At 68.1% G+C, this 12,479-nt stretch carries 9 protein-coding genes; 6 read left to right on the top strand and 3 right to left on the bottom strand.

What is annotated here, in order from left to right; genetic code table 11:
• Window position 1: 1 nt before the first annotated feature.
• Both AB0C20_RS04525 and AB0C20_RS04520 read right to left on the bottom strand, forming a co-directional pair.
• Window positions 2–1,015, bottom strand: a complete 1,014-nt coding sequence (locus tag AB0C20_RS04525) for an acetamidase/formamidase family protein (protein ID WP_357567341.1) — start codon at window positions 1,013–1,015, stop codon at window positions 2–4.
• On the bottom strand, window positions 1,012–2,418 hold the full coding sequence (locus tag AB0C20_RS04520; protein ID WP_357567340.1) for an APC family permease: 1,407 nt from the start codon (window positions 2,416–2,418) through the stop codon (window positions 1,012–1,014). Before AB0C20_RS04520 ends, AB0C20_RS04525 begins: the two co-directional genes overlap by 4 nt.
• 304 nt (window positions 2,419–2,722) lie before the next feature.
• Between AB0C20_RS04520 and AB0C20_RS04515 the strand changes: the two genes are divergently transcribed.
• Window positions 2,723–4,522: a prolyl oligopeptidase family serine peptidase gene (locus AB0C20_RS04515; protein WP_357567339.1), complete on the top strand. Its 1,800-nt coding sequence runs from the start codon at window positions 2,723–2,725 to the stop codon at window positions 4,520–4,522.
• Window positions 4,523–4,526: 4 nt separating this feature from the next.
• Here the strand turns inward: AB0C20_RS04515 and AB0C20_RS04510 are convergent, their stop codons facing one another.
• Window positions 4,527–5,903, bottom strand: coding sequence for a helix-turn-helix transcriptional regulator (locus AB0C20_RS04510; protein ID WP_357567338.1), 1,377 nt, complete (start codon window positions 5,901–5,903; stop codon window positions 4,527–4,529).
• A 329-nt stretch (window positions 5,904–6,232) separates the two neighbouring features.
• Here AB0C20_RS04510 and fxlM point away from each other — a divergent pair, with 329 nt between their 5' ends.
• From fxlM to AB0C20_RS04485, 5 genes are all read left to right on the top strand, one after another.
• On the top strand, window positions 6,233–7,489 hold the full coding sequence (gene fxlM / locus AB0C20_RS04505; protein WP_357567337.1) for a methyltransferase, FxLD system: 1,257 nt from the start codon (window positions 6,233–6,235) through the stop codon (window positions 7,487–7,489).
• On the top strand, window positions 7,489–7,653 hold the full coding sequence (locus tag AB0C20_RS04500) for an FxLD family lanthipeptide (protein ID WP_355033256.1): 165 nt from the start codon (window positions 7,489–7,491) through the stop codon (window positions 7,651–7,653). The genes fxlM and AB0C20_RS04500 overlap by 1 nt, the downstream gene beginning before the upstream one ends.
• Before the next feature lie 91 nt (window positions 7,654–7,744).
• The gene (locus AB0C20_RS04495) at window positions 7,745–10,507 is read left to right on the top strand and encodes a lantibiotic dehydratase (protein ID WP_357567336.1); all 2,763 of its coding nucleotides are present in this window, start codon (window positions 7,745–7,747) and stop codon (window positions 10,505–10,507) included.
• On the top strand, window positions 10,504–11,580 hold the full coding sequence (locus AB0C20_RS04490) for a lanthionine synthetase C family protein (protein WP_357567335.1): 1,077 nt from the start codon (window positions 10,504–10,506) through the stop codon (window positions 11,578–11,580). Before AB0C20_RS04495 ends, AB0C20_RS04490 begins: the two co-directional genes overlap by 4 nt.
• A 27-nt stretch (window positions 11,581–11,607) precedes the next feature.
• Entirely contained in the window at window positions 11,608–12,375 is a 768-nt protein-coding gene (locus AB0C20_RS04485) for a thiopeptide-type bacteriocin biosynthesis protein (protein ID WP_357567334.1), read from the top strand.
• The last annotated feature ends 104 nt before the right edge of the window (window positions 12,376–12,479 follow it).

Genomic DNA, 12,479 nt, shown 5'->3' with positions numbered 1-12,479 from the left:
CCTACCGCAGCCCAGCGGTGAGCCGCCGCAGCCGCTCGTGTGCCCCGCCGTATGCGGTACCCGGGGCGGGGAGCAGGGTTTTGTCGATGGCGGCGAGGACGGTGTAGTTGGGGTCGCACACGTTGCCGATCGGCGCCCGCCCCGCCTGGGACACGAGTTGGTAGGCGTCCAGGGTTTCCAGGCCGGTCAGGGCGCTGGCCCACCTGACGAGGTCGTGTTGGGCGATGCGGTAGGCGTCCTCCAATGGACGGGCGCACCCGATGGTCAGGATGTCCTGGTCAGTCTCCAACCGCGGCCACCGTGTGGTGACGCCTTTGATGACGTCGATGGCGAGGGTGGTGGTCGTGGCGATCTCCACGCCGACGCCGCAGGCCTCGCCCTCACCCTGGCGGGCGTGCCCGTCGCCGAGGGCCAGCATCGCCCCGTGAACGTTCACGCCGAGGTAGAGGGTGGTGCCGGCGCGCAGGTGCGGGGTGTCGAGGTTCCCGCCGTGCGTGTCGGGCACGAGCGTGGATCGGGCCTCGAACCCGCCGGGGGCGACACCGATCGTGCCGATCATCGGGTCCAGCGGCAGGTCAACGCTGTGGTCGCTGCGCGTGGCCTGAAACCGCACGGTGCCGGCCTGCCGGTCGATGCCGTACACCCACACCCGCTCCTCCAACGCCGGCTGCAGGGTAGCGGTGTGGGAGGTGGACGTCAGTGCCCCGAAGTGCGGGAACGTCGAGGACACACCCCACTCCCGGGCCGGGGTGATGGCGGCGAGGTGGACGGCGAGGGTGTCGCCGGGCTCGGCGTCCTCGACGAAGAACGGCCCGGACACCGGATTGAGGTACGGCATGCGGCACACCTGCGACGGCAGGTCCGCCGGACCCCGAACGAGACCACCGAAGCAGTCCTCCGTCACGACGGTGAACACGTCCCCGCCACGCACGTGCGCGACCGGCATCCGACCGCCGAAGGTGTACGCCAACTCGTCTCGGGCGGGCCGGTAAGTGAACGTGTCCATGCCGGTCACACCCGCTCCACGTGACGCGCCTGCGGCTGCGCGGGCGCCAACCCCGACAGGGCAGGGCGGCGGCCGGACAGGTACAAGCCAGCCAGGACGATGACGCCGAGAGCGAGCCAGGCCAGGCCGAGGCGCTGGGCGGCGATGTTGGCGTTGACCACCACCCACACCAAGATGGCGAAGCCGACGGCGGGCATGACCAGGTGCGCCCACCAGTTACCGCTGCGCTCCCGGATGAGGTGATGCACCACGACCGAGACGTGCAGGACCAGGAACGCGACCATCGCCCCAAAGTTGATCAGAGACGACAGCAGGCTGATCCCATCCGCACGAGTCGCCATGTACAGGCCCAGTACCAGGGACACCGCACCGGTGAGCAGCGTCGCGTTGATCGGCACGTTGCGCCGGATCGACACCTTCGCCAGGAACGCCGGCAACTGCCGGTCACGGGCCATCGCGTACAGCAGCCGAGACGTCGCGACCTGCGCGACCATCGAGTTCGGCAACCCCCACGCGATCGCCGTCGCGACCGCGCACAGCGGCGCCAGCCAACCCCCGCCAGCCACGGCAGCGGCGTCGTAGAACGCGGTCCCGTTCGGGTCACCCTCGGCGAGAAGCCCGCCCGGGTCAGGGACGAGCATCGCCGCCAGCCACGTCTGTGCGACGAACAACGCCCCCGCCAGGATCAGGACGGCGGCCATCGCCCGGCCGATCTGTCGGGAGCCGCCCTTGGTCTCCTCGGCCAACATTGAGATGCCGTCGAAACCGAGGAAGGACAGCACCGCGATCGACACCGCACCCCCCGCCACCGACCAGGTGAAGGTGTCGGAGTTGTAGAACGCCTCCCAACTGAACCGGCCCCTACCCGAGGCGAGGGCCCAGCCGGCGACGGCCAGGAACACCGCCAGGATGATCAGCTCGCCGATCAGCATCACCCGCGTGACGGCCGCGGTCATGCGGATCCCGACCGAGTTGACGATCGTGTTGACTGCGACGAACCCGAGGAGCCACAACCACACCGGCACCGACGGGACCGTCGCGTGCATCGCCACCGACGCCACCAGATACAACAAGCCCGGTACGAGCACGTAGTCCAGGAGGATCACCCAGCCGGCGAGGAACCCGACCGGCGGGCTGATGCCGCGCCCTGCGTAGTTGTAGACGCTGCCGGACATCGGGAATGCCTTCACCATCTGCGCATAGGAGAACGCCGTGAATACCAACGCCACCACACCGATCGCATACGCCAAGGCGACCATCCCGCCGGAGCCGACGTACACACTGCCGAAGATCGCCATCGGGGCGATCGGCACCATGTACACCAAGCCGTACGCCACCAGATCCCGGAAGCGCAGCCTTCGGGCCAACTCCTGGTGGTACCCGTAACGCGCTAAGCCCTCTTGCAACTGCACTGCAGCCCTTCCGATCCGATTGAGTCTTGATTGGGCGGGGACATCTTTACCGGCCAGGCCTGTGGGCCTTTCCGCTTCGAAAGGGTCGCTCGGATTGAATAGCCGGGTCGATACCGGAAATGCGGACAGGGGAGTTGTCCGCATGAAGAGGGCGATGACACGGCGACCCGGCCTGCGCCCGGTTCGGCATACGGTGTCCAGCGACTGGGGCGGAGGACTCCGGCGTAGAGTCGCCGATGTCCGAGGAGCACTCGTGCCGGTCCGGCGACGGGCGGGCTACGCAGAGTTGTTCGAGGAGGGGCCCGTGAACGTGGCGGAGTCTGTCGCTGCTGTCTCGCTGGGCGATGCCGTCGGCGCGTCCGTCAGCTACGACCAGCTGCGCGTCTCAGACGGCGCGCTTTATTGGTTAGAAACTCGCCCGGACGCAGGTGGGGTCACGACATTGACGTGTTGGCGGGGCGGCGAGGGCGTACGCGATGCCAGCCCTGCGGGGTTTAACGTGACTAACAGTGTCCACGCGTACGGTGGCGGATCTTTCGCGGTCGCCGAGGGATGGCTGTGGTGCGCTGGCGAAGGTGGCCTGTACGAGGGTCGTCACGGCGGTGAGCTCGACCTGGTCAGCCAGGCTTCCTTGGGAGATCTGACACTCGGCGACGGCGAGTTGCTGGCAGTGCGAGAGTCGGACCACGGCGACGAGCTGATCGGGATTTCGCTAACGGGCACACGACAGCGGAGAACCCTCGTCGCGAGCGGAGGTTTCCTCAGCGCACCACGGCCAGGTCCCAGCTCCCTGGCCTGGTCTGCTTGGAGCGAGCGCGACATGCCTTGGGACGCCTGCGAGGTATGGGTGGCGTCCTACTCGCCGCACGGGCACATCGAGTCACCGGTGAAGGTCGCCGGCGGTGCCGACGAGTCGGCGATCGAGCCTCGGTGGGGACCCGATGGCGCGTTGTACTTCATGTCAGACCGCAGCGGTTGGTGGAATCTGTTCCGCTGGGATGGAGACAAGGTCGAGGCGGTGGCATCCATTATCGGTGAGTGCGCCGCAGAGCCGTGGGAGCTGGGTTACGCGTCATACGACTTCCTTGAAGACGGTCGAATCGTCGTGGCAGTACAGGACGGGCCGCGACACCGACTCGTTCTCATCGATTCTTCCGGCGCTGTCCGTTCTGTGGAGCTGCCGTACACGTCGATCAAGCCCTACCTGGCTGCGCTGGGGACGGCGGTGGCGCTGATCGGGTCGTCACCGACGGTGGCACCTCAGATCGCTCTCGTTCACCTGGGCGATAACGACCCGCAGGTGGAGGTGCTTGCCAAGTCGGAACATGCCGGGCTTGCCAGGGTTAAGGTGTCGACGCCGACGGAGCTGCGGGTCCGCGTCACAGACGGTCGTGAGGTGCTGGCGCTGGTGTATCCACCGGCGGGCTCGCCGGCGTCATGGCGGGCTCCCGTGATCGTTCGGGCGCACCCAGGGCCAACCGCGTCCTGCCTGTTGCGCCTGGACTGGCAGGCACAGTTTTTCACCAGTCGCGGATTCACTGTTGTTGATGTGGACTACCTCGGCAGCACGGGGTACGGCCGGGCCTTCCGGGAAGCCCTGTATGGCCGGTGGGGCTTGGACGACGTTGACGACTGTGCAGCAGTGGCGAACCACCTCTTAGCAGCAGGGCAAGCCACGCCAGGGCAGGTTTTCATCCGCGGTGCCAGCGCTGGCGGATACACGGCGCTGCAGGCGGTGGCACAGCACGGCCCCTTCGCCGCTGCTACCGCCATTTCAGCGATCGTGGATCCTGACCGATGGACGAAGACGGTACCTCGGTTCCAGCGTGCGCACGCCTTGAGGCTTCGCGGCGGTGCCGGGCGAGTCGAGGCCGCCGCTGTCCGGCGACCCGTGTTGTTCATCCACGGCACCGCCGATGAAGTGGCAGTGATGGGGGATGTATGCGAGCTAGCCGATCATCTGGCGGCCCGAGGCGTTCCCCATGAGCTGCTGCTTCTTTCTGACGTCGGCCATTACGTGGCGACGTCCACGGGCGCCGGTGCCGCTTTGGAGGCGGAGTTGGCTCATTACCGTGCTGCGGTGGCGGCTGCGGCGACCAGTTGAGGGGTCACACTGCCGCATGAGGCAGCTGATCCCGCACATACTCGCCGAACTCACGTACCTCGAGCTCGCACCGGTAGGGCTCAAGGTCCGCTTGGACCTCGACGACGCGCTGCAAGCAGCGGTGCGAAGCGGTCTTCGCCGTGTGATCTACCGCCTGTCGAGCGGCAGCGCAGGCTTCGTCGATGCGCCCGGCGGCGGCCAACGACGAGGCCAGTAGCGCGGTGTCGATGGCAAGACGACGAACATGCGTGGGGCTCAGCGCGGCGAGAGCGTCCCGCAGGTGCCGTTGGGTTTCCTGGGGTCTGCCCAGGTCATGGAAGCAGTGCGCGATTTCATCAGCCAGGTAGGCCGACGTGAAGTAGCGGATCCACGTCGGCTCGTCCTCAGGTCGGCTGCGGGCCAGCTGCCTTTCCGCGATAGCGAGGTGGTTGAGGCACTCGCCCTGTTGTCCGAGTCGGGCGTGCGACCGCGCGACCACGGCGTGCAGCCCTGCGCGCACTGCGGGCGTCGCCCGCGTCTGGCCCCCGTGCACTGCTGCGAGCGCCATCCGCAGAGCTGGCGCGGGATGACCGCAGTGCAGGGCGAGGTGGCCGATGTTCACGGCGAGCAGATAACTGCCGTAAAGGCGGTCGTCCGCAGCCTCCGTCAGCCGCAGGGCGCGTAGGTAGCGGCGCTGCGCGAGACCGTGGGCGCCGGTATCAACCGCCTGATAGCCGCACAACTCAAAGAAACCCGCTGCCAGCGTGTTGAGGCGCCGCCCAATCGCCGCCGAGCCGGGCGTCTTTGCAAGCAGACGGTTCAACTCATCTTCTATGAAGCGCTGCACCTGGGCATGCACCCGACCAGCACCATGTGTGTGGTCCAGTTGCCTGAACATCGCCAGGGCGGTCTCAGCGGAGAAAAGGTCCTCTTCGCAAACCTGATCTCGAGAGCCAAGCCGTTCGGCCATCGACAGAAGAGGGCTGGCTGTGGTGTTTAACCAGTCCAGAGCGGCACGATCAAGGACCCCGGGTTGGAACGGAACCCGCACGAGCATGCCAGGCGTCCCTGATGGTTGCTCCGAGTAGGTGGGCAACATGTTGGCTACACCAAGGTGGCCGGTGGGTGGCTCGCGCACGTTGTTGCGGCTCGCTTCAAGCAGCGGCAGCAGCCGCATCAAGGACCCGCTGGCTTCTAACGCCTTATCGCAGGCCTCAACGAACTCCCGGGAGGGAAACCGATCCGCTGTCTCGACCCGGCGAACCAGATCAGCGCTAAATCGGATCATTGCACCCAAGCGTGCCTGAGACAGACCGGCCCGCTCACGCAGTTGGCGAAGTTCGGCACCGAAGAAGTGGCGCTCGGACAGGGATGGCTGGAGATCCCGGGGGGCCTGACCCATGCACTGCCTCCTCGGGTCGTCGCTCCAAATCAGACGGCGGCCAGCAGCGCGGACACCGCCAAACTAGGGTCACGCACCCTTCGGTGCGATGCAACCAAGCATGCCTAGGAGAGGTTCATTACCCACCCGCCTCGTGGATGCCTGGCATGCGGACATCGGATTCGTCCGCATGCCAGGCATTACCTCCGAGGGCCTCGAAGAGTGAATGTGAGAGCCAGGGAGCTGGCCACCCATCAGCTCCACACCCGGTGGCAAAGCGCCGGTCGATCGTTGGAAGCAGGAGCGCCGCCGGAGCTTTGGCGGTCTGTACCTACCGGAGGGAGCAGCCCATGAGCGTCAGCACCATAGACAGCGCGGCTTTGCGCCGTGCAATGGTCGATCAGTTGGCCGATGACCATGCGGCGAAGGGTCTGACGTTGCGGACTGAGGTGGAAGCCGCAATGCGGAAGGTGCCTCGCGAGCTGTTCACGCCCGGCCTTCCCCTGCAGGAGGCGTACGAGAACAGGGCGGTCATTACGAAGCGGCGCGGTGAGGAGAACATCAGCTCGGTATCGGCGCCGTTCCTCATCGCGGAGATGCTCGGCCAGGCGGCCGACGCGTTGGGCGGTCTCCGCGGCCGTCACGTGCTGGAGATCGGTAGCGGCGGCTACAACGCCTCGCTGCTGCGGGAACTCGTCGGCGCGGCCGGTTCCGTGACCACGGTGGACATCGACCCAGACGTGACGGACCGGGCAGTCGCATGTCTAAAGGCCGCAGGCTACGACGACGTCAAGGTCGTGTGCGCCGACGCCGAACATCCTGCGGAGCCTGGCCGCCGGTACGACCTCATCATCGTCACCGCAGGAGCGTGGGACATCCCGCCGGCATGGCGCGAGCAGCTCACCGACGACGGTGTCCTGGTGGTGCCGCTGCGCACGTTCGGGATGACGCGATCGTGGGCGCTGCGCCGTGCCGGTGTCGGCCTGGTCAGCGTGAGTGAGCGGCAGTGCGGGTTCGTGCCGGTGCAGGGCGACGGGGCGTACGACGTGCAGTACGTCGACGTTGCCGACGGCGTCCATCTACGCCTCGATGAGGGCCAGCAGATTCCCTCCCGGAGCCTCGACGGCCTACTCGAGACGCCCCGGCAGGAGGCATGGGCCGGAGTAAGCCTGCCGCCTCCCACCGTGCTGGCGGACTTGGACCTGTGGCTCGCGACCCGCATCGCCGCCGCAGGACAGGAGTTCGTGGTGCTGACCGCACAGGACGCCGCCATCTCGTCCGGCGTCGTCGCGCCGTCGTGGCGGTTCGGGACTCCTGCTGTCCTGCACGACGACGGCACGTTCGCCTACCGGTCGGAGCTGCGGTGGACCGGCGACGCGTTCGATTTGGGCGCGTATGCCCACGGCCCTGACACTTCCGCGGCGGCTGCGGCAGCGGGGCGATTGGTCGAGCACATGCGGGCTTGGGTGAGCGCCGGCTGTCCCGCGCCAGCGCTGTACGTCGTGCCCGCGCAGACCCCCGACGGCGACTTGCCGGCCGGGACGGCCGTGGACAAGCGGCACAGCCGCATCGTCCTGGCCTTCACCACTGAGGGAAGGGAGTCCTGATGGAGTTCGACGAGTACGAGGTCGGCCAGGAGCACGTGGAGGGCGAGCTCAACCTCCGGTTGGTCGACGCTGGCCCGGCGTTGAGCGCGTACGCGACTGCCACGGACGACGGCTGCGGCTCGGGCAACACCGGTTCGAACGCCTGCTCCGGCGGCGGTAAGTAACAGTGTCACCGCGCGGTGGGGTCCGACCTCACGAGGTCGGGCCCCACCCTCACATCCTTCTCCTTTGCCCCGCCGGTTCCGGGAGCGCGCGATGTTCCAAGCGACGGGTGCAGCCCTGATCAGGGCCGCGTCCTACCCCTCTGAACTCGAACTGCTGAAGTGGCCCGACCTGACCGTCGAGCAGCCAGACCAATGGCGGGAGTGGCTACAGCAGGCCTGGGCGCTACCAGGGTTCGCCGCTGCCGTTACCCACGCTGCGCCACAGCTGACCGACCAGATCGCCCGCGTACTCGCCGACGAAGCCGTGACCGGGCCGAGACTGCGCCGCGTGGTGGAGGCGACAGTCCGGTACCTCCTGAGGTGGACGACGCGCGCGACGCCGTTCGGTCGATTCGCCGGAGTCGCTCCCGTGCAGCTTGGGCCCCGCGCCGCGGTCCGCTGGGGTGCGGTGCATTGGGAGATGAGGTGCTCGGATGGCCGGTTCATCGCCGGGCACACAGCCCAGGCGGAACGGAACCTGCACGTGCTCCGCACGGTCAGGGTCGTCACGAACCCGATCGGTTATCCGCGTGGCAGTACGTGGGTGGTGCCCTGCGGCCACAGCGACGGTGACCGGATCAGCGACGTGGAAATCGACCTCACCGACCCGATACGACTGGCGGTGCAGCTCGCCAGCTCACCAATCGCGTTCGCCGACTTGACTGCCCGGATGGTCGAGCGGACCAACATGAACCTGCCAGACGGCGCCGAGCGGCTCCTTGCCGCACTCGTTGCCGCAGGCGTCCTCGTGTCCGAGCTCCGCCCACCGGTAACGGTGACCGACCCAGTCGCCTACCTCAGGCAGCACATCGGCCTGCCTGACCCCGGCGAGCGTGTCCAGGTTGACCTACGCGTCGACTGCTCCGTAACGCTGCCATCGGCCGTGGTCCGCGAGGCTTGCGAGGCCGCAGCAGTGCTCGTCAGCGTGGCACCGCGCCTACCGGGCTGGGCCGCCTACCACGCCGCGTTCATCGAACGCTGGGGACCAGGCGCGGCCGTACCGCTGCGTGACGTCCTACGCGTCCTGGGCTTCCCCGCCGGCTACCGCGGCTCGCCGCGCCGCGACCCGACGGGACTGACCGCCCGCGATGTCCTCCTCGCGGAACTCGCCCAGCGCGCGGCCCTGCAGGACTGCGTTGAGGTGGTGCTCGACGCCGAACTGATCGACCAGTTGCGCGGTGACGACGACCGGCCTCCGGTCCCGCACACCGAACTTCAGTTCACCCTTGCCGCAGCCACGCTCGGGGACCTCGACCGAGGCGACTTCACGCTCACGGTCGTCAGCGGCGCCCGCCACGCAGGCGCCGCAGCAGGCCGTTTTCTACACCTGCTCACCCCGTCGGAACTCGCGCTGTTCACGGACGTCTACACCCACCTGCCAACGGCCCTGCCAGGCGCGGACGCCGTGCAGATCTCCGGCCCTCCACTGGGCAGCCGGCTGGCCGCTCTCGCCCGAGCCCCCGAGCTGCTGCCCGTCCTGCCGGTCGGCGACTTCCACCCCGACCCGCGATGGACGCTCGCGGACCTGGCCGTCGCAGGCGATGGCCAGCGGCTCTGGCTCGTATCGCGCACGACAGGCCGACCGGTCGAACCCGTGCTGCTCAATTGCCTGCTTCTGCCGACGCTGCAGCAGCCGCTCATCCGGTTCCTGACGGAGATCCCCATCGCGTGGACGGCACCGTGCGTCCCGTTCGACTGGGGCCGCTGCCACAGCCTGCCGTTCCTGCCACGGATACGGCGGGGCCGTTCGATCCTGCACCCGGCCCGCTGGATCATCACCGCGGGAAAACTATCCGGGCGTGCGAGTTGGCACCAGTGGCGGGTGGCCTGGCAGCGGCACCGTGACCAGCACCGGCTACCAGCAGACGTACTCCTTGGCAGCGGTGACACACGGCTACGCCTCGACCTGGACGACACCGCCCACCTGGCGCTGCTACGCAGCCACCTCGACCGGCACAGACACGCCACACTCACCGAGGCGCCGGGACGGGCCGGCTGGATTGACGGCAGACCCGCCGAACTCCTACTCACCCTGACCCGCACCCCGCCGCACGACGACCTGCCTCCTCGACCGGCGCGGCCCGCCAGCACCGAGCAGCACCGCCCCGGCCAATCGCTCTGGCTGGACGCCCGCCTCACCGGCCGAACCGAGCACATCCTCGCCGACCTGTCGAAACGCCCCCAGGTGTTGCCGCCTGACTGGTGGTTCCTGCGCTACCCCGATCCAGAACCCCACCTGCGGCTGCGCATCCCACTACGCGACGCCAACCAGTTCACCACCGTTGCCCGCGACGTTGCCGCATGGGCTCAGCGGCTCGACGAGCAGGGCCTCCTGGCTGACTACAGCCTGGCCACCTACCGACCCGAGACACGCCACGGCACCGGGCCCACCCTCGCCGCAGCAGAAGCCGTGTTCGCCGCCGACTCCCGCGCCGTCCTCGCGAACCTGACCGGCGACCGGCACACCACCACAGCCAGCGGCATGATCACCATCGCCGACGGCTTCACCGGCGACGGCGCGCGCTGGATAACCGAACACGTCCCGCACCGCAGTGGCCCACGCCTGGATCCCACCCAGCTCAACCAGGCCCGCCGACCGCACCGAGACGACGACCTGGCAGCGGCGCTTACCACGGCGCTGACCGCCTACCGGGCACTCGTCGACCGAGACGGCCTCGACCCGGACCAAGTGCTGGCCGACCTGCTCCACCTGCACCACGCCCGCATGATCGGCGTCGACCTCGCATCCGAACGGCACTGTCTGCGCCTCGCCCGCGCCGCGGCCCACACCACCCTCATCCGCGGCACGCCATGACCGCAGGACAGTCACTCGCCGACGGGGCAGCTGGTATCGCCCTCTGGCACCTCGAAACCGGCAGGTGGAACGCGGCCTACGCCGCGCTCCAGCAGGCAACCGCCGACGGCGTCAGCGCCACCGACAACGCCAGCCTCTACCACGGCGTACCAGCGCTCGCATTCGTCCTCGCCGCGTCCGACCGGCCCGCGCTCACCTGGGCCCAAGCCGTCGCCGCAGCCGGGACCGCCACGGTGACCCGCCGCCGGCTGCACACCGCTCACCGCCGGATCGACCAACGCCAACAGCCCGCGTACGCCGAATATGACCTCATCCGAGGCCTCACCGGCCTCGGCGTCGTCCTGCGACGCATCGGCGACCTCCACCTCCTCCGCGAGGTACTGACCTACCTCGTACGACTCACCGAACCTATCGCCGAACTTCCCGGCTGGTGGTGCCCACACGGCCCCAACCGCACCGAGTCAGGACCAGCCGGAGGCCACAGCAACCACGGCATCGCCCACGGCATCACCGGGCCACTCGCACTCCTAGCGCTCACCCTCCGCGACGGCGTCACCGTCGACGGACAGACCCAGGCAATCAACCGCATCTGCCAATGGCTAGACACCTGGCAACGCCACACCACCAACGGCCCATGGTGGCCCCAAACCATCACCCTCGACGACCTCCGTCGCGGCGACCCGAGCCAACGCGGACCGCTCCGGCCGTCCTGGTGCTACGGCACCCCCGGCATCGCCCGCGCTCAGCAACTCACAGCGCTCGCCCTCGGCGACACCACACGTCAACGCCTCGCCGAGAGCGCGCTTACCGCCTGCCTGAACGACCCGACCCAGATCCGTCAACTCACCGACCGCAGCCTGTGCCACGGAACCGCCGGACTCCTCACAACAGCCCGCCGCATCGCCGCCGACACCCTCACACCCATACCCCTCGCGCCACTGCGGCGTCTCCACCAGCAGGAGCCAGGTGCGGCCAGCGAACCCGCAGGCTTCCTCGACGGGACATCCGGCGCCGCCCTGGCCGCGACCGGAACCACGAAGACCTCATGGGACGCCTGCCTACTGCTCTGCTAACCCGCCAACATCGACCGGACGGCACTCATGGAACAGAACTCCTGGAAGCAGGTCAACATCGCTTACCCCGGCCCAGACCCCAGGCAACGGGAAATGCAAGCCGTCGAACACCTCACCCGCCTGCTACCCGCTGCCGAAGCCGAGGGCCTCATCACCTCGTGGTGGTTCATCCGCAAAGGCCCATGGCGGATCCGCTACCTACCCGCCACGACCACCAACGATCCAGTGCACCTACTCCTCACCGACAGCGTGAACTGGTCCACCGACACCTACGAACCAGAAACCCATGCCTTCGGTGGATCCGCCAGCATGAACGCCGCCCACACCCTGTTCCACCACGACAGCCACCACCTCCTGGACTACCTCAGCGACAACCCCGACGACCGACGGGAACACGCACTCATCCTGTGCACCGCGCTCATGCGCGCCGCCGGCCTCGACATCAACGAGCAAGGCGACGTCTGGGCCAAGATCGCTGACCAGCGCCGTGCGTTGGAAAGCCCAGCACCCACCCAGGACCTTCGAGCGTGGACTGACCTCACCGCCGACGTCCGCCATCTGTTGCTCGGCTCACCTCGCGCAGGCGGCATCGTCAACGACTGGCGGAGCGCCTTCGAAGACGCCGGGAAGGCATTGCGCACCCTCCGTGAGTCGGGCAAGCTCACACGAGGAATCCGCGGAATCACCGCGCTGCACGTCATCTTTCATTTGAATCGCCTCGGAGTCCGCGCGAGCACCCAAGCCACCCTCGCCCGCGCCGCCAAAGGGGCAATCTTCGACGACTTCTCTACCTAACGCGAGGGGCCTGCTGGCAAACGCCCCTGCTCGCCGCGCTCGCGTGCGTGGTCCACCGCTGAAGGAACGCCATCGTCGGAGTGTTCGGTACCACGGAGCGCCGT

The sequence above is a fragment of the Micromonospora sp. NPDC048843 genome (genome assembly GCF_040649965.1).
In the GTDB taxonomy this organism is placed as follows: Bacteria; Actinomycetota; Actinomycetes; order Mycobacteriales; family Micromonosporaceae; genus Micromonospora; species Micromonospora hortensis.
Note: the sequence above shows the minus strand (reverse complement) of the source record. Positions and strands in the feature narration are given on the sequence as shown.

Bases quoted from the DNA above. Each gene is read 5' to 3' on its own strand.
- fxlM (WP_357567337.1), top strand. From the start codon at position 6,233: ATGAGCGTCAGCACCATAGACAGCGCGGCTTTGCGCCGTGCAATGGTC.
- AB0C20_RS04500 (WP_355033256.1), top strand. From the start codon at position 7,489: ATGGAGTTCGACGAGTACGAGGTCGGCCAGGAGCACGTGGAGGGCGAG.
- AB0C20_RS04490 (WP_357567335.1), top strand. From the start codon at position 10,504: ATGACCGCAGGACAGTCACTCGCCGACGGGGCAGCTGGTATCGCCCTC.
- AB0C20_RS04485 (WP_357567334.1), top strand. From the start codon at position 11,608: ATGGAACAGAACTCCTGGAAGCAGGTCAACATCGCTTACCCCGGCCCA.
- AB0C20_RS04495 (WP_357567336.1), top strand. From the start codon at position 7,745: ATGTTCCAAGCGACGGGTGCAGCCCTGATCAGGGCCGCGTCCTACCCC.
- AB0C20_RS04510 (WP_357567338.1), bottom strand. From the start codon at position 5,903: ATGGGTCAGGCCCCCCGGGATCTCCAGCCATCCCTGTCCGAGCGCCAC.